15 protein-coding genes are annotated in these 15,866 nt (G+C 60.5%); 8 read left to right on the top strand and 7 right to left on the bottom strand.

Annotated features, from left to right (window positions below; all coding sequences use genetic code 11):
• The first annotated feature begins 123 nt into the window (after positions 1-123).
• Positions 124-1,044, top strand: coding sequence for a LysR family transcriptional regulator (locus tag EL257_RS01000; protein WP_126359014.1), 921 nt, complete (start codon positions 124-126; stop codon positions 1,042-1,044).
• 136 nt (positions 1,045-1,180) lie between these two features.
• Here EL257_RS01000 and EL257_RS00995 read toward each other — a convergent pair whose 3' ends face one another.
• On the bottom strand, positions 1,181-2,194 hold the full coding sequence (locus EL257_RS00995; protein WP_126359012.1) for an ABC transporter substrate-binding protein: 1,014 nt from the start codon (positions 2,192-2,194) through the stop codon (positions 1,181-1,183).
• Positions 2,195-2,576: 382 nt separating this feature from the next.
• Here EL257_RS00995 and EL257_RS00990 point away from each other — a divergent pair, with 382 nt between their 5' ends.
• The 3 genes from EL257_RS00990 to EL257_RS00980 are packed head-to-tail and all read left to right on the top strand — an operon-like array spanning position 2,577 to position 6,612.
• Positions 2,577-4,175, top strand: a complete 1,599-nt coding sequence (locus tag EL257_RS00990) for an ABC transporter permease (protein WP_126359010.1) — start codon at positions 2,577-2,579, stop codon at positions 4,173-4,175.
• Positions 4,172-4,987, top strand: coding sequence for an ABC transporter ATP-binding protein (locus tag EL257_RS00985; RefSeq protein WP_126359008.1), 816 nt, complete (start codon positions 4,172-4,174; stop codon positions 4,985-4,987). Before EL257_RS00990 ends, EL257_RS00985 begins: the two co-directional genes overlap by 4 nt.
• A gap of 14 nt (positions 4,988-5,001) precedes the next feature.
• A complete protein-coding gene (locus EL257_RS00980) occupies positions 5,002-6,612 on the top strand; it encodes an arylsulfatase (protein ID WP_126359006.1) in 1,611 nt (536 codons plus the stop codon).
• Positions 6,613-7,006: 394 nt separating this feature from the next.
• Here EL257_RS00980 and EL257_RS00975 read toward each other — a convergent pair whose 3' ends face one another.
• Positions 7,007-8,077 carry a fatty acid desaturase gene (locus tag EL257_RS00975; RefSeq protein ID WP_126359004.1) on the bottom strand — a complete coding sequence of 357 codons (1,071 nt, stop codon included), beginning with the start codon at positions 8,075-8,077 and terminating at the stop codon, positions 7,007-7,009.
• 100 nt (positions 8,078-8,177) lie between these two features.
• On the opposite strand from EL257_RS00975, the gene EL257_RS00970 reads away from it, so the two are divergent.
• On the top strand, positions 8,178-9,182 hold the full coding sequence (locus EL257_RS00970; RefSeq protein ID WP_126359002.1) for an AraC family transcriptional regulator: 1,005 nt from the start codon (positions 8,178-8,180) through the stop codon (positions 9,180-9,182).
• A 132-nt stretch (positions 9,183-9,314) separates the two neighbouring features.
• Here the strand turns inward: EL257_RS00970 and EL257_RS00965 are convergent, their stop codons facing one another.
• Both EL257_RS00965 and EL257_RS00960 read right to left on the bottom strand, forming a co-directional pair.
• Positions 9,315-10,700: a heavy metal sensor histidine kinase gene (locus EL257_RS00965; RefSeq protein ID WP_126359000.1), complete on the bottom strand. Its 1,386-nt coding sequence runs from the start codon at positions 10,698-10,700 to the stop codon at positions 9,315-9,317.
• Positions 10,690-11,370: a heavy metal response regulator transcription factor gene (locus EL257_RS00960; RefSeq protein ID WP_041477440.1), complete on the bottom strand. Its 681-nt coding sequence runs from the start codon at positions 11,368-11,370 to the stop codon at positions 10,690-10,692. Before EL257_RS00960 ends, EL257_RS00965 begins: the two co-directional genes overlap by 11 nt.
• A gap of 136 nt (positions 11,371-11,506) precedes the next feature.
• Here EL257_RS00960 and EL257_RS00955 point away from each other — a divergent pair, with 136 nt between their 5' ends.
• The gene (locus EL257_RS00955) at positions 11,507-11,992 is read left to right on the top strand and encodes a GlcG/HbpS family heme-binding protein (protein ID WP_126358998.1); all 486 of its coding nucleotides are present in this window, start codon (positions 11,507-11,509) and stop codon (positions 11,990-11,992) included.
• A gap of 11 nt (positions 11,993-12,003) precedes the next feature.
• Positions 12,004-12,414, top strand: a complete 411-nt coding sequence (gene uraH, locus EL257_RS00950; protein WP_042610175.1) for a hydroxyisourate hydrolase — start codon at positions 12,004-12,006, stop codon at positions 12,412-12,414.
• 163 nt (positions 12,415-12,577) lie between these two features.
• Here uraH and EL257_RS00945 read toward each other — a convergent pair whose 3' ends face one another.
• Positions 12,578-13,255, bottom strand: coding sequence for a Crp/Fnr family transcriptional regulator (locus EL257_RS00945; RefSeq protein WP_126358995.1), 678 nt, complete (start codon positions 13,253-13,255; stop codon positions 12,578-12,580).
• An 83-nt stretch (positions 13,256-13,338) separates the two neighbouring features.
• Between EL257_RS00945 and EL257_RS00940 the strand changes: the two genes are divergently transcribed.
• Entirely contained in the window at positions 13,339-13,866 is a 528-nt protein-coding gene (locus EL257_RS00940) for a DUF962 domain-containing protein (protein WP_126358993.1), read from the top strand.
• Positions 13,867-13,990: 124 nt separating this feature from the next.
• Here EL257_RS00940 and EL257_RS00935 read toward each other — a convergent pair whose 3' ends face one another.
• The gene (locus EL257_RS00935) at positions 13,991-14,980 is read right to left on the bottom strand and encodes a sulfate/molybdate ABC transporter ATP-binding protein (RefSeq protein WP_126358991.1); all 990 of its coding nucleotides are present in this window, start codon (positions 14,978-14,980) and stop codon (positions 13,991-13,993) included.
• Between the two features lie 3 nt (positions 14,981-14,983).
• On the bottom strand, positions 14,984-15,856 hold the full coding sequence (gene cysW, locus EL257_RS00930) for a sulfate ABC transporter permease subunit CysW (RefSeq protein ID WP_108224225.1): 873 nt from the start codon (positions 15,854-15,856) through the stop codon (positions 14,984-14,986).
• Between the last annotated feature and the right edge of the window lie 10 nt (positions 15,857-15,866).

Here is a 15,866-nt window from a genome sequence, read left to right as displayed (position 1 = left end):
ATATCTTTTACATCTAACAGATATACGCATGCTTCGTTGACGGAATAAGAGCTTGCATTTAAAACCTCAGAGAACCCTCGTCGCAAATGCCTTCGAGCTATTTTTAGGATGCCGGAAAAGCATATGGATCTTCGCCAGTTGCGTTACTTCATCGCCCTCAATGAACACCGCAGTTTTGTTCGCGCGGCAGATGCCATGGGCATCACTCAACCGGCCTTCAGCCGCAGCATTCAGGGGCTGGAACAAGAGTTCGGTTGTGTGCTGGTGGACCGTGGCAACAAGGATCTGCGCCCGACGCCCGAAGGCCAGGTGGTGCTGCAACATGCCTTGAGTCTGGTGCAAGGCGCGGCCATGCTCAGCGCCGAGGTCACACAGATGACCAAGCTTGATGCCGGGGAAGTGCATTTCGGCTCCGGTCCGGCGCCAGCGGTCAAACTGGTGCCGGATGCGGTGGCGCAATTCATCAATGCGCACCCGAAAGTGCGCACCTGCTTCCAAGTGGATAACTGGGAAAAACTCAGCCGAGCATTGAGCCGTGAAGAGATCGAATTCTTCATCGCCGACATCCGTCATTTCGAGGCGGATCCCAACTTTCAGACGCAGGCGCTGACGCCCAAGCGCGGGGTGTTTTTTTGCCGGCCGGGGCATCCGTTGCTGGCCAAGGAAAGCCTGTCGACCAATGACATGTTTGACTATCCGCTGGCGACCACGCGCATCCCGCCAGGCATTCGTAAACTGCTGGCAAATCTCAGTGGGCGCATCGATTTTTCCCCGACCATCGAGACCGAACACTTCCCGGCGCTGGTGAAGGTGGTGTTGCAGTCGAATGCGATAGGCGTGGGTACGGAAGAGGCGTTTGTCGAGGACATCGCCAAAGGTTCGCTGGTGTTGTTGCACTGGCGCAATCTGCCGCAAAACCTCGAGAGCATGAATGCACGTTGCGGGATCGTCAGCCGCACCGGGTTTCGGCTCTCGCCAGCGGCGAGGGCGATGATCGAGACGTTGGTGGCGGTGGATCGGCAGGACGTCAGCGTCGCTGTTTGAAATTTTGAAAGATCGCAGCCTTCGGCAGCTCCTACAGAAAGACGCATACCCCTGTAGGAGCTGCCGAAGGCTGCGATCTTTTTGCCTTTAAAGCTGTGATCGTTCCCACGCTCTGCGCGGGAACAATCTGCGTACCTTAAAGCTTGGCCGCCGCCAACTCAGGCGCCACCCAATCACTCACCTTGAAAGGTTTGCGAATCAGCTTCTGCTGCGCCGCCAGATCCACTTTGTCCTGCAGGTTGCTGAGGAACACCGGATCCAGTGTCGATGGGAAAATCTCGCTCAGATTCTGGTCTTTCAGATCCTGAGTGAGAATCACCGGCGGGTAGCTCGCCAAGCCCGACACCAGTTGCACATAGGCTTGCTTGTTGCTGTCCTGGGTCAGCCATTGCACAGCCTGCTGCTGCGCCTTGAGCACTTTCGCGATGACGTCGGGATGCGCGTCGACAAACTCGCCATTGCCGAGCAAAACCGCTTGCACGCTGCCGGCGCCACCGAGGTCTTTGGTGTTCAGTGGCAACTCAGCCAGGCCCTTGACCTGCAAGGCACTCAAGCCAGAGCTGCCCCACGAGGCATCGATCTGCTTGGCCGCTAGCGCCGAGACCGCTGCGTTGAAATCCAGATTGATGACCTTCACGTCTTTTTCGCTCAGGCCCTGGCTGGCCAGCGCCGCATCGAATGACAACTGCGTCGCGGTGCCGCGGAAGATCGCCACACGTTTGCCCTTCAGATCCTGCAGCGTCTTGATTCCGGACCCCGGCACCACGCCCAGATATTGCTTCACGCCTCGAGCAGTGGCGCTAAGCAGCCGCGTATCGAGACCGTTGGATTTACCGATGATCGCGGCCAGATCGCCCAGATATGCCAGGTCGACCTGGCCATTGGCAAACGCCTCGTTGATGACCGGCCCGGCGCCCTTGAAGAAGCTCCACTGAATCTTGATGCCCTGCTCGGCGAAGGCTTTCTCGAAAATCTGTTGATCGCGCAGTACATCGACAATGCCGCCACCGCTGTTTTGCGTACCGGCACTCAGGTCGGGCACGGCGATGCGAATTTCCTTGAGTTCTTCGGCCTGAGCGCAGAGCGCGAGAAAACCGGCGAGCGCCGGAGCGGCCAACAGGCTGATGACGCGTTTGAAGGGGAGGTTCATGGGTGGGGCTCCTTGATCGCTGAGGAGCCGAAGGTAGGCTGAACGACCATCTTCACTTAAATACTATAAACGCACATTTTTATAGCTTTTTGCGCTAAGAGCGGTCCGCCGGGGCTTGCAGCGGCATATGCATAAACAGCATTGAAAATATTCTCCGAATGCATTGGATGCGTACGGGCCGCGGGCCTTAAATGGCTTCGCTTATCTTCTGAATCATATTTGCGTGGCTTTTTTATAACCTTTTGTAGATAGCTGATACCGCTAAAGATCGCAGCCTTCGGCAGCTCCTACAGGGCGGATTCAAGGACGCATTCGCCCCTGTAGGAGCTGCCGAAGGCTGCGATCTTTTGATCTTGATCCAACCCGACACCGGAGGTCACCCATGGCCCGTCAATCCTTGCTTAGCCTGCCGCTGGCCGCACCGGTGGTGAAGACCCGGCGCGCCTGGCCCAGCCTCAACCAGCGCCTGTTGCCTTGGCTGATGCCCGTGAGCCTGTTCGCCCTGTGGTGGCTGGCTGCGCGCAATCTATGGATGAGCGAGCAGATTCTCCCCGCGCCGGCGCTGGTCTGGAGCAGCGCCGTTGAACTGGCGCAAGGCGAGTTGTGGAGCCATTTGTGGATCAGTCTGCAGCGCTTGTTTTGGGGCTTGCTCGGCGGTGTTTCGGCCGGTGCGCTGTTGGGCGCCGTACTGGGTTTCAGTCCTCGCCTGGAGCGCTTGGTGTTTCCGACCTTTGCCGGCCTGGCGCAGGTGCCGACGCTGGCGTGGATTCCGTTGTTCATGGTGTTTTTCGGCATCGGCGAAGTGCTGAAACTGGTGGTGCTGATCAAAGCCATCGTGGTGCCGGTAACCCTGCACACGTTGGTCGGCGTTCGTGATGCGCAGCCGAAATTACGCGAAGCCGCCGCCGTTCTGCGGCTGCCTTCGTACCTGCTGATCCGGCGCCTGGTGTTGCCCGCCGCGCTCCCCGCGTTCATGGCTGGCGTGCGTCTGGCGCTCTCCGCGGGATGGACGTCGTTGCTGGCGGTCGAGCTGCTCGCGTCCAGCGAAGGCATCGGCTATCTGATGGTCTGGGCGCGCCAGCTGTTCATGCTCGACATCGTATTCGTGTGCATCGTGGTGATTGGTGTGATCGGCGTGGTAATGGATCGCGGCATCGGATGGCTCGACCGGAAACTGGTGCACTGGCCCCATCCGCCCACTGCTGAGATTCGCCGTGGCCCGCGTTATCAAGGCTGGCAGCGTCTGCAACCGTGGCTGCTGCCACTGAGCCTGTTGGCTTTGTGGCAATTGGCTAATGAACAACAGTGGATCGACGCCAACATTCTGGTGAGTCCGCTGGCCGTACTGACCGCGACCAGCAATGGCCTGCTCGATGGCACGTTGATCAGCGGCATGGCCCTGAGCCTGGGCCGCACCCTCGGCGGATTGCTGTTGGGCGGCGGGCTCGGGTTTGCGCTCGGTTTACTGCTGGGTCTGTCACGTATCAGCGAGCGCGTGCTCGGGCCGACCTTTGCAGCCCTGCGTCAGATTGCGATCTTCGCCTGGGTGCCCCTGCTCACCGCGTGGTTCGGTCTCGGTGAATTGGCCAAATGGGTGTTCGTAGCTCTCGCGGCGTTTTTTCCGCTGTTCATCGCCACGCAACGCAGCGTTGCCCACCTCTCGCCACAGCTCAAAGAAGCCGCGCAAGTTCTGCGCTTGAGCCTTGGCCAACGCGTGCGCCGCCTGGTGCTGCCGGGCGCTGCGCCGGGCATTTTCGCCGGGCTGCGCCTGAGCCTGATCTACGCCTGGCTCGGCACCATCGGCGCCGAATATTTCATGCCGTCCAATGGCGGCATCGGCAGCCAGATGATCGGCGCCCAACAACTGCTGCGCATGGACTTGATCATGGCCGGCATGCTTCTCGTCGGCCTGACCGGCGCCCTGCTCAACCTGATCGGCCAACGCCTGGAAATCCGCGCGACCCGCTGGAGACACGCATGAACGCACCCATTGTCAGCTTCACTCACGTAGGGAAATCATTCGCCGTCGACGGCTTCGAACTGGAGGCGATTCGCGAATTCAACCTGGACATCGCCGAGGGCGAGTTCGTCGCCATCGTCGGTTCCAGCGGCTGCGGCAAATCGACGTTGCTGCGCTTGCTGGTCGGCCTCGATACGCAGTTTCGCGGGCAGATCAGTGTCGACGGTAAAGCCGTCCACGGCATCGGCGGCGAGCGCGGCATCGTCTTTCAGGAACATCGCTTGTTTCCATGGCTGACCGTCGCCGACAACATCGGCCTCGGCTTGGTCAACGAGCCGCTGAGCGCTGCGCAAAAACACAAACGCATCGACGACTTCATCGACCTCGTCGGCCTGCGCGACTTCAAACGCGCCTATCCGCATCAGCTTTCCGGTGGCATGGCGCAGCGCGTGGCGATTGCTCGCGGTCTGGTCGCCAGCCCGCGAATTCTGTTGCTCGACGAGCCGTTCGGGGCGCTCGACGCGCTGACCCGCCAGCAGATGCAGGACGAGCTGTTGGCAATCCGCGAGCGCGCGAAAATCACCACGATTCTTGTCACCCACGACGTTGAGGAAGCGATCTTCCTCGCTGACCGGGTGGTGGTGATGGAGCCACGTCCGGGACGGATCAAGCAGGTGGTCGATATCGCTCTGCCGCATCCGCGGCAGCGCAGCAGTTTCGACTTTCACCAATTGCGCGAAGAACTGCTCCACGAACTGACCAGTGATGACCATTACCAACCGAGCGTGCCGGTGCAGATCCGTGATCTGCCGCTGACATTCATTGCCTGCTGAACAGGAGTTTCGCAATGCCGCAACGTCCCAACTTTCTGGTGATTCTGGCCGACGATCTGGGCTTCTCCGACATCGGCGCATTCGGTGGCGAAATCGCTACACCGAACCTCGATGCCCTGGCCACCAATGGCCTGCGCCTGACCGATTTTCATACCGCACCGACCTGCTCGCCGACCCGTTCGATGTTGCTGACCGGCACTGACCATCACATCGCTGGCATCGGCACCATGGCCGAGGCGCTGACGCCCGATCTGATCGGCAAACCGGGTTACGAGGGCTACCTCAATGATCGGGTGGTGGCGCTACCTGAGCTGCTGCGCGAGGGTGGCTATCAAACATTGATGAGCGGCAAATGGCACCTCGGTCTGACAGCCGAACTGGCACCCCATGCACGGGGCTTCGAGCGCTCGTTTTCGCTGCTGCCAGGCGCGGCCAACCACTACGGTTTCGAGCCAACCTATGATGAGCAAACGCCGGGGCTGCTGAAATCCACCCCGGCGTTGTACATCGAAAACGACACGTTCGTCGAAGAGTTGCCGCAGGATTTCTATTCCTCCGACGCCTTCGGCGACAAGCTGCTGCAATACCTCAAGGAGCGCGATCAGACCCGGCCGTTCTTCGCTTATTTGCCTTTCTCCGCGCCGCATTGGCCGTTGCAGGCGCCCGCCGATATTGTCGAGAAATACCGTGGCCGCTACGACGCAGGTCCGCAAGTGCTGCGCCTTGAACGCCTGGAAAAACTCAAAGCCCTCGGCCTGATTGAGCCGGATGTCGAGCCGCATCCGCTGATTCAGCTGAGCGCGCAGTGGGACGCGTTGAGCGATGAGCAAAAGCAGATTTCCGCGCGGGCGATGGAGGTCTACGCGGCCATGGTCGAGCGCATGGACTGGAACATCGGCAGGGTCGTCGATTATCTGCGCCAGCAAGGCCAACTCGACAACACGTTCATTCTGTTCATGTCCGATAACGGTGCCGAAGGTGCGCTGCTGGAAGCTTTCCCCAAGTTCGGACCGGAGCTGATGACTTACCTGAACCAGCATTACGACAACAGCCTGGACAACATTGGCCGGGCCAATTCCTACGTCTGGTACGGGCCGAACTGGGCGCAGGTGGCGACCGCGCCGTCGCGACTGTTCAAGGCGTTCACCACCGAGGGCGGGATTCGCGTGCCAGCGTTGCTGCACTACCCGCAACTGCCGCTCAAAGGGCAGATCAGCCATGGTTTCGGCACGGTAATGGACATCACACCGACGATTCTCGATCTGGCCGGCGTGCGTCATCCGGGCACACAGTGGAAAGGCAAAGCGGTGGCGCCGTTACGCGGCAAGTCGTGGCTGGGTTTTCTGTCCGGCGAGACGGCGCAGGTGCACGACGAGCACACCGTCACCGGTTGGGAATTGTTTGGGCGTCGGGCGATTCGGCAGGGATCGTGGAAAGCGGTATGGATTCCTGGACCGGTGGGGCCGGCAACTTGGCAGCTGTATGATTTGAGCAGTGATCCGGGAGAGATTCATGATCTGGCGTTGAGTCAGCCGCAGAAGCTCACTGACCTGATCGGGCATTGGCAGCAGTATGTCGAAGAGACCGGGGTGATCCTTAGTGCTTCGCCGTTTCAGCCGGATTGAAGCAAGATCAAAAGCCCCCCTCACCCCAGCCCTCTCCCTAAGGAGAGGGGGAAAGGGAGCAGATCTTTATGCTTTTCAAACCTGAGCTCGGCTCGAAAGTTCAGGTCGATGTATCCAGCATAAACAGCTCGGTCAGTCCCCTCTCTTTAGGGAGGGGGGGAAAGGGAGCAGATCTTGATGCTTTTCAAACCTGAGCTCGGCTCGAAATTTCAGGTCGATGCATCCAGCATAAACAGCTCGGTCAGTCCCCTTTCTTTAGGGAGAGGGGGAAGGGAGCGGATCTTCATGCTTTTCAAACCTGAGCTCGGCTCGGAATTTCAGGTCGATGCATCCAGCCTAAACAGCTCGGTCAGTCCCCTCTCCCTTGGGAGAGGGTTAGGGTGAGGGGTATCTGTCAGGCCTCCACCGCTTCCCCGGACACCACTTCCTCATCTCTGCGCACAAACCGGTTCGCCCGGCCAAACGTGCCGAAATCATTGAACCGAACCCCCATCTCGCGCATCACCTTATGCGCCACCGGCACGGTCATCTGGCGAATGTAGAAGGGTTCCTTCACCACGAAATGATGAATCCCGTGGCTGCTGCCGAAGTTGAAGCAAAACGCCTGCAACGGCCACAGCCACCATGGGTTCAGCACCTGACATTGCTGCAGCACATTACCTGGCTCGATGTCGCCGTAGTAATGCATGTTCGAGCTGACGAAGTGCAGGCAAAACGTGCGCAGCACGTTCGGGCCGATGATCACCACGGCGGCGATATCGATCACCTGCATCACCGACAACGTGGTCGCTGACCATTCGATCGGCGAGCCCAGCAGATAGGCGATGCCGTTCGCCGCATGAAACCCGAGAAACACATACCACGCGCCCCAATGCAGCAGCGCCAGTGGCGCGTAGACCTTGAAAACGCGTTTACCGATGCTCCATTTGTGCGCCCAGGTCTTGGCTCGAAGCATGCGAATAAACGCAGACATCACGTTGTCACCGACCATCAGCAACCGCGCAAATCCCCACGGCTCGCCGTTGGTGATCGCGCGTTCTTCCATATCGGCTTCGGTGCCGGACACCTTGTGATGATTGAGGTGCAGATGACGGCGGATCCACGGATTGATCGTGCTCGGCCGCGCCAGCCAGACCAGGCCCATCATCAGATTGTGCGGCACGCGTTGCTTGCGGAAATACATGCTGTGAATCAGATCATGTTCCAGCTCGTGGGTCAGCGAAGCAAAAAACGCGTTGAGCAACAGGCACACCCACCACGCCATATGACCGCTGATGTACATAGCCGCCGAACCGATCATTCCGGCCAGGGCAAACGCTAGAATTCCTGCGCCCAGCGCATCCTGATGCTGAAGAATCGGGTAGCGCTTGCGCAATTCCATGCCTTTGGCCAGCACCACCTCGCGAATCTGCGCTGACCGTTGCGCCGCATTCAGGCGTTGGGGACTTGCAGAAGTACCGTCCATGCTTCCATCCTCGGGTTTATGATGTTCGCATCGTGCCTCGCGATGGCTTCGATTGCGGTAGCCGAGAACGCCAACCTGTTGACCGGACGCGCCAATCAGCATGAAGGAACCCACCTCCCTCGCCAGTTGGACCCGTGCCTTGCGCAAGCAACTCGATGCGCTGGGGCTGGACAGCTTTGCCCTGTGCCAACAGGCCGGGCTGGATCCGACGCTGATGGACGACCCTAACGCGCGCTACCCGCTATCCGGCACCACGCGTCTCTGGGAAATTGCCGTTCAGGCCAGTGGCGACCCGGCGCTGGGCTTGCGCGTATCGCGCTTCGTCAGCCCGACCACGTTCCACGCGCTCGGTTATGCGTTGGTGGCCAGCGGCAGTTTGCGCGAAGTGTTCGAGCGCATCGTGCGCTATCACCCGGTGGTCAGCGATGCGCTGGAACTGGAACTGAGCCGCAGCGACGACCGCTATCAATTCCGTCTGAAAATTCCGTCAGGCAATCCGGCACCGGCCTTCGAAGCCATCGACGCATTCACCGCGATCTACGTGCGAACTTGCCGCAATCGCCTCGGCCGCGATTACGCGCCGCTGGCCGTGTTCCTGCGCCGCCCGGAGCCGACGGACGCCCATCAATGGCACAAGGTCTTTCGCGCCCCGGTGCATTTCGGCTGTGTCGAAGATCGCCTGGAGTTCGCCCTCGCGGATTTCGACAGCCACCTCGACGACGCCAACCCGGAACTCGCCGAACACAACGAAGCCGTGCTCAAGCGCACCCTCGCCCAGCTCAAACCGCTGACCTGGGAGCGCAAGGTGCGCGATGCCATTGAAGAACAATTGCCGGAAGGCGAACCGAGTGCCGAACGCATTGCGCAGGCGTTGCACCTGAGCCTGCGCAGTCTGCAACGGCATCTGGCGGATGAGGGCTGTCGCTTCGACACGCTGCTCAACGAAAGTCGCGAAAACCTCGCCCTGCTGCACCTGCGTGATCCGCAGTGCTCGTTAAGCGAGATCAGCTATTTGCTGGGATTCGCCGACACCAGCAGCTTCAGCCGCGCATTCAAGCGCTGGACGGGGATGACGCCGGGGCAGTTTCGGGATCAGTTGCGTTGACTGATCCGGCATTTGCTGTGTATCGACTGGCCTCTTCGCGGGCAAGCCCGCTCCCACAGGTTTCGGGTAAGACTCAAATGCTATGACCAACACAAAACCCTGTGGGAGCGGGCTTGCCCGCGAAGAGGCTTTCTAATTCACTGCAAAGCCCAGCTCGAAAACGGTGCCGTTAGCATCACTGCTGACCCGCACCTGCCCGCCATGCAACTGCATGATCGACTGCACAATCGCCAACCCCAACCCGCCCGAATCCCCCGGTTCCGCACGCGACGGATCGACGCGATAAAAGCGATCGAACAGTTTGCCCAGATGCTCAGGCGCAATGACCGGGCCGTGGTTGTGCACTTGCAGCCAGCACATCCCCGGTTCGTCGTGACGGCGCAGGCTGACCAGGGTGCCGGGGGTCGCGTGGCGGACGGCGTTGGCCAACAGGTTGCCGAGGGCGCGTTGCAGCAGTTGCAGATCGGCGAACAGCTCGCCGTGCATCCGGTTTTCCAATTGCAGGCCGCGGTCGTCCGCCAGGGCTTCGAAATAATCGCAGAGCTCGTCGCCGACGCTGCGCAGGTCCAGCGTTTGCAGGTTGAGCGCACGTTCGGCCTGTTCGCCGCGGGCGAGGAACATCAAGTTTTCCGCCATGCGCTTGAGCCGTTCGAATTCTTCCATGTTCGAGGCCAGCACTTCCTGATATTCCGCCATGCTGCGCGGGTGATTGAGCGCCTGACCATTGCTGGCGAGCAGAGTGTGCAGCGGCGTGCGGATTTCGTGGGCGAGGTCGGCGGAAAATTGCGACAGGCGCTGCACGCTGTCGTCCAGCCGCGCCAGCATGGCGTTGAGCGCTTGTACCGGCTCAACTAGTTCGCTCGGCGTGCCCTCTGCGGGCAGGCGTCGATCGAGGCTGCGCAAATCGATGCTGCGCACGGCCGCGCTCAGTTGACGCAACGGTTGCAGACCGCGGCGCAGCAAGAGCAATCCCAAAGCGAATGCGAGCAGCGCGCCGAGACCGACGGACAGGTACAAGCGCAGGCGATAACTGCCGAGCATTTGCTCGCGTTCGCTGAGCACTTTGCCGGCAATCACCGTCAGGGTTTCACCATTGGGGCCTTGAGCCTGGCCGGACAGCAAGGCCAGTTCGGCGCCGTCGCTGGCCTGCCAGGTAAGCACATCGCGGCGCTGCGGCAGCTGTTCTCGCGGCAGCGCATTCAGGGCCGGCAATTCACGCTGACGCGGATTGATCGCGATCACGCTGGAACCATCGGCCCGGCGCACCAGCAGCAGGCTGTCGAGATTGCCGAGCATGTTTTGGTAAAGCCGAGGCCGCGCCTGCAAGGCATCGAGGCTGTCGCTGTCGGCGAGCAAGGCGCGCACTTGTTCAAGGCGACCGAGCAGGGCCATATCGTCGCGAAAGGCCAGCTCCGAAGCCAGCGAGCGATAGAGAAACACGCCGATTGCGCTCAACACCAAGGCGCAAACCATGGCGAAAGCCAGCGCCAGTCGCCAGGCGATCGATTTACTCCACATCGTCCGGCGCTTCCAGTTGATAACCGACGCCGCGCACGGTGTGGATAAGTTTTGGCATGTACGGGTCGTCGACCTTGGCGCGCAGGCGACGCACGGCAACCTCGACCATGTTGGTGTCGCTGTCGAAATTAAGATTCCACACCTGCGAAGCGATCAGCGTGCGCGACAGGACTTCGCCCTGGCGGCTGGCGAGCAGCTGCAAGAGAGCGAATTCCTTGTTGGTCAGCGCAATACGTTGGCCGCCGCGACTGACGCGGCGGCGGAGCACATCGATTTCAAGGTCGGCGATGCTGTAGGACTCGGCTTCGCGCATCGGCCCGCGCCGCAGCAGCGTGCGCACCCGCGCGAGCAGTTCGGCGAAGGCGAAGGGCTTGAGCAGGTAATCGTCGGCACCGAGTTCCAGACCACGTACACGGTCTTCAATGGCGTCCTTGGCAGTCAGAAACAGCACCGGCGTGGCGCCGCGCTGGCGGATCAGTTGCAGCAATTGCCAGCCGTTGAGGCCGGGAAGCATCACGTCGAGGATGATCAGGTCGTATTCCTGCTGCTCGATGAAATAGCGGCCATCGAGGCCATTGAGCGCCACATCTACCGCAAAACCCGACTCGCCCAAGCCCTTGGCGAGGAAATTTGCGGTTTTGGCTTCATCTTCTACGACCAGCAAACGCATGGCACACCTCGATTGATCAGGCACACAGGCTAGGCGTCTTCGGCGCCGTTGCCCATTACAAACTTGTAATCCGCCTGACGGGGTTCTGACGAAGTGCGCCGGTTAAGGTGCAGACCTTCCCTTTCGGAGCCTGCACATGACCGTCAAATATCTCGTCGCCAGCCTGCTGCTCGGTCTCAGCGGCGCTGCTATCGCCACGCCGGACCTGCCGCGCCACGCCGATCTCGATCTGAAAACCGCACGCTGGCTCGCCGACAAAGCGATGAGCTCTTGCACCGGCACCGTGTCGGTACTCGACCGTGGCGGCAACCTGCTGGTAACCCTGCGCGGTGACGGCGTCGGCCCGCACAACACCGCCGCCAGCCAACGCAAAGCCTTCACCGCGCTGTCGACCAAGACGCCGACGCGGCTGTTCGCCGAGCGCGCCCGCAGCAACCCGGAAACCGCCAACCTCAATACCCTCGACGAGTTGCTTTTACTGGGCGGCGGCATTCCGTTGTTCGCCGGCAGCGAACTGGTCGGCGCCATGGGCGTGGCCGGTTCCGGCGGTGGCGAGCAAGACGAAAACTGCGCCCGGGCCGCCGCCGACAAGGCCGGCCTGACCCTCACCCGTTCCCAATAAGGAGATCCACCATGACCACCCTGCGCATGACTCTCGCCGCCCTTGGCCTGAGCGCTGTCTCAAGCCTGGCGCTGGCCGCCGGCAATCCGCTGAGCGTGCACGTGCTCAACCTGGAAAACGGCCTGCCGTCACCGGGCATCAACGTCACCCTGGAAAAACACGTCGGCGAAAACTGGCAGCCACTGGCCCAAGGCACCACCAACGAACAAGGGCGGATCGCCGAACTATTCCCGGCAAAACAGCCTTTTGAAGCAGGTGAATACCGCGTGGTGTTCAAGACTGGCGAGTATTACCAGAAGATCAAACACGAGACGTTCTTCCCGGAAATCCCGGTGATCTTCCAGGTCAAGCAGACCGACCAGCACTACCACATCCCGCTGCTGCTGAGCCCGTACGGTTTCTCGACCTATCGCGGTTCGTGATCCCCACTCCCACAGGCTCTGTGGTTTGCCTGAGATATCGTGGACGGTGGAAAACCCTGTGGGAGCTGGCTCGCCAGCGATGGCGTCCGTTCAGCAGACATCGATGTCGGCTGATCCACCGCTATCGCTGGCAAGCCAGCTCCCACAGGGTTCGGGTGCATTGTCAGATCGTGGCCAGGGCACGCAATCGCGCAGCGTCGAGAATTTCAATCTCGCCGTAGCCGAGTCCGATAATCCCCTGCCCCTGCAAATCCTTGAGGATCTGGTTGGTGGTCTGCCGCGACAGCGACAGCATCGCCGCCAATTGTTCCTGCGGCAGTTGCAGCACCCGGCGTGGCGCGTCGAGTTCGCCGTAGCCTTCGGCAATCATCAGCAAGCGATGGGCCAGACGCGCCGGGGCCGGCAGCAGGCTCAGCTGTTCGAGACTGATGAATGCCAAGCGCAATTTGTGGCTCATCAGCAGCGCCAGATGCCGCCAATACACGGGCTGCTCGTCAAGCAACTTGAGCAGCGCCGCCTGCGGAATATTCAGCAACGTGCATGGCCCCACCGCATAGGCGTCGTGGGTGCGCGGCTGGCCATCGAACAGGCAGATTTCGCCGAACCAGTGCGGGGCTTCCACCAGGCTCAGCAACGCCTCCTTGCCCTGCTCGCTCACCGCGCCGATACGCACTGCGCCGTCGAGCACTGCGTACAAGCCGCACGGCGCATCGCCGCGCTGGAACAAGCGCTGCCCCGCCGTCAGCTTCCGCTCCCGGGCCGCCGCCAGCAGACTATCCTGAAAGGATGCTGGCAGATGGCTGAACCACTGGCCGGTCATCAGCCGTGAACGTATGTGCATAAACACTCCTGGATTGTCGTCTGCCTGACAGAGCGAACCCTGATCCCGAGGGATGATGCGATCACCCTACCGGAGGAACAACAATGAAAAGCCTCGTCGACCATCTCAGTCAATACGCCACCTACCACCGTGATCCACGCAACGTCGCCAGCCACTTTATCGGCATTCCGCTGATTGTGGTGGCTGTGGCGGTGTTGTTGTCGCGGCCGCAATGGTCGCTGGGTGGGTTGTGGATATCTCCCGCCGTGGTGCTGGCGCTGGCCTCGGCGTGGTTTTACTTGCGTCTGGAGGTGAAGCTTGGAGTATTGATGACGGTACTGATGGGTTTATCCGTCTGGGCCGGGCACGTGCTGGCGCAACAGAGCACGATGGTCTGGCTGAGCAGCGGACTGGCGATGTTCGTGGTGGGCTGGGTAATCCAGTTTGTCGGGCACCACTATGAAGGGCGCAAACCGGCGTTTGTCGATGACATCAGTGGACTGATTGTCGGGCCGTTGTTTGTCGTGGCCGAGTTGGCGTTTTTGCTCGGGATGCGGCATGAGCTGAAAGAGCAGATCGAGGCACGGGCGGGAGGGGTTCGGGTCAATCCGAATCGAAAGGCGGCGGCTTAGGCCGCTTGAAAGATCGCAGCCTGCGGCAGCTCCTACATCCGCTCGTTCCCACGCTCTGCGTGGGAACGATCATTTTGGAATGCGTTTCCCTGTCGGAGGTGCCGAAGGCTGCGATCTTTTGATTTTAGAGGTTAGCGACTTTCTGCCAGACCTTCGGCTTGAAGAACAGCGTTTCACCCTTGGCCAGGCCGATCAGGCTGTCGTGATCCTTCACCACTTCGGCTTCGATCAGATCAGTTTGTCCTTCGACCTTCAGCGTCACCCGCGTAGTCGCGCCCAGAGGGCGGATATCGCGCACCTCGGCAGCATGGTGATCTTCCAGCTCATGTTTGGACAACGACACTTCGTGCGGACGGAACAGCACATGGTTGTCGTCGCTCAGCAGCAAGCGATTCGAGTCGCCGAGGAAGTGATAAACGAAATCGCTGGCAGGGTTTTCGTAGACATCGCCCGGTGAACCGATCTGCTCGATCACGCCCTTGTTCATCACCACGATGCGGTCGGCGACTTCCATCGCTTCTTCCTGATCGTGGGTCACGAATACCGAGGTCAGGTTGATGTCTTCGTGCAGACGCGCCAGCCAGCGGCGCAGCTCTTTTCGCACCTTGGCATCGAGCGCACCGAACGGCTCATCCAGCAGCAGCACCTTCGGCTCGACCGCCAAAGCACGGGCCAGAGCAATTCGCTGACGCTGACCACCGGACAACTGCTCCGGGTAGCGATCCGACAGCCAATCCAGTTGCACCATGTTCAACAGTTCATGAACCTTGGCCGCGATCTGGCTCTCGCTCGGTCGCTGGTTTTTCGGTTTCATGCGCAGGCCGAACGCGACGTTGTCGAACACCGTCATGTGGCGGAACAAGGCGTAATGCTGGAACACGAAACCGACGTTGCGATCACGCACGTCGTGGCCGGAAACGTCTTCACCGTGGAACACGATGTTGCCCTGATCCGGGGTTTCCAGACCGGCAATAATCCGCAGCAACGTGGTCTTGCCACAGCCCGACGGGCCAAGTAGCGCCACCAGCTCACCGCTCTGGATGTCCAGACTGATGTTGTCCAGCGCCTTGAACGCATTGAAATTCTTGCTGACGTTACGCACTTCGATCGACATGAATTATTCCTCCGCGGCGCTGGCGCGCAGGCGGTTGATACGGTTTTCGCTCCACTGCTTGAGCAGCAGGATGAAGAGCGCCAGGATCAGCAACAGGCTCGCCACGGCGAACGCGGCCACGTGGTTGTATTCGTTGTAGAGGATCTCGACGTGCAGCGGCAAGGTGTTGGTCACCCCGCGAATGTGCCCTGAAACCACCGACACCGCACCGAATTCACCCATGGCCCGCGCGGTACACAGCACCACGCCGTAAATCAGGCCCCACTTGATATTGGGCACGGTGACGTGCCAGAACATCTGCCAGCCATTGGCCCCGAGCAGACGCGCGGCTTCTTCCTCCTGGGTGCCTTGTTCCTGCATCAGCGGAATCAGTTCACGAGCCACGAACGGTACGGTAACGAAAATCGTCGCCAGCACGATGCCCGGCAGGGCGAAGACGATCTGGATGTCGTGATCCTGCAACCACGGCCCGAACAGGCCCTGGGCGCCGAACATCAGCACGTAGACCAGACCGGCGATCACCGGCGATACCGAAAACGGCAGGTCGATCAATGTCACCAACATGCTCTTGCCGCGAAACGAGTATTTGCTCACGCACCACGCGGCGCTGACGCCGAACACCAGGTTCAGCGGCACCGAAATCAGCACCGCGAACACGGTGAGTTTCAATGCCGACAGTGCGTCCGGTTCAAAGATCGCGGTGAAGAATGCACCGAGCCCATTCTTCAACCCCTGCGATACGACGATGAACAACGGCAGCAGCAGAAACAGGAAAAAGACCAGCCAGCCAAGACCGATCAGAACTCTGCGCGAAGTGGCGCTGCCACGGCGTGCAGCGTTGGCCGAAGAGGCGGCCGCAATAGACGATTGGGACATGGTTCGCGCC

The organism is Pseudomonas fluorescens, assembly GCF_900636825.1.
Classification (GTDB): domain Bacteria; phylum Pseudomonadota; class Gammaproteobacteria; order Pseudomonadales; family Pseudomonadaceae; genus Aquipseudomonas; species Aquipseudomonas fluorescens_BG.
Note: the sequence above shows the minus strand (reverse complement) of the source record. Positions and strands in the feature narration are given on the sequence as shown.

What these genes read in the sequence shown, in the direction of transcription:
- EL257_RS01000 (WP_126359014.1), top strand. Translation starts at nt 124, where the DNA reads ATGGATCTTCGCCAGTTGCGTTACTTCATCGCCCTCAATGAACACCGC.
- EL257_RS00960 (WP_041477440.1), bottom strand. Translation starts at nt 11,370, where the DNA reads ATGCGTTTGCTGGTCGTAGAAGATGAAGCCAAAACCGCAAATTTCCTC.
- EL257_RS00990 (WP_126359010.1), top strand. Translation starts at nt 2,577, where the DNA reads ATGGCCCGTCAATCCTTGCTTAGCCTGCCGCTGGCCGCACCGGTGGTG.
- EL257_RS00965 (WP_126359000.1), bottom strand. Translation starts at nt 10,700, where the DNA reads ATGTGGAGTAAATCGATCGCCTGGCGACTGGCGCTGGCTTTCGCCATG.
- EL257_RS00935 (WP_126358991.1), bottom strand. Translation starts at nt 14,980, where the DNA reads ATGTCGATCGAAGTGCGTAACGTCAGCAAGAATTTCAATGCGTTCAAG.
- EL257_RS00955 (WP_126358998.1), top strand. Translation starts at nt 11,507, where the DNA reads ATGACCGTCAAATATCTCGTCGCCAGCCTGCTGCTCGGTCTCAGCGGC.
- EL257_RS00995 (WP_126359012.1), bottom strand. Translation starts at nt 2,194, where the DNA reads ATGAACCTCCCCTTCAAACGCGTCATCAGCCTGTTGGCCGCTCCGGCG.
- EL257_RS00970 (WP_126359002.1), top strand. Translation starts at nt 8,178, where the DNA reads ATGAAGGAACCCACCTCCCTCGCCAGTTGGACCCGTGCCTTGCGCAAG.
- EL257_RS00985 (WP_126359008.1), top strand. Translation starts at nt 4,172, where the DNA reads ATGAACGCACCCATTGTCAGCTTCACTCACGTAGGGAAATCATTCGCC.
- EL257_RS00945 (WP_126358995.1), bottom strand. Translation starts at nt 13,255, where the DNA reads ATGCACATACGTTCACGGCTGATGACCGGCCAGTGGTTCAGCCATCTG.
- cysW (WP_108224225.1), bottom strand. Translation starts at nt 15,856, where the DNA reads ATGTCCCAATCGTCTATTGCGGCCGCCTCTTCGGCCAACGCTGCACGC.
- uraH (WP_042610175.1), top strand. Translation starts at nt 12,004, where the DNA reads ATGACCACCCTGCGCATGACTCTCGCCGCCCTTGGCCTGAGCGCTGTC.
- EL257_RS00975 (WP_126359004.1), bottom strand. Translation starts at nt 8,077, where the DNA reads ATGGACGGTACTTCTGCAAGTCCCCAACGCCTGAATGCGGCGCAACGG.
- EL257_RS00940 (WP_126358993.1), top strand. Translation starts at nt 13,339, where the DNA reads ATGAAAAGCCTCGTCGACCATCTCAGTCAATACGCCACCTACCACCGT.
- EL257_RS00980 (WP_126359006.1), top strand. Translation starts at nt 5,002, where the DNA reads ATGCCGCAACGTCCCAACTTTCTGGTGATTCTGGCCGACGATCTGGGC.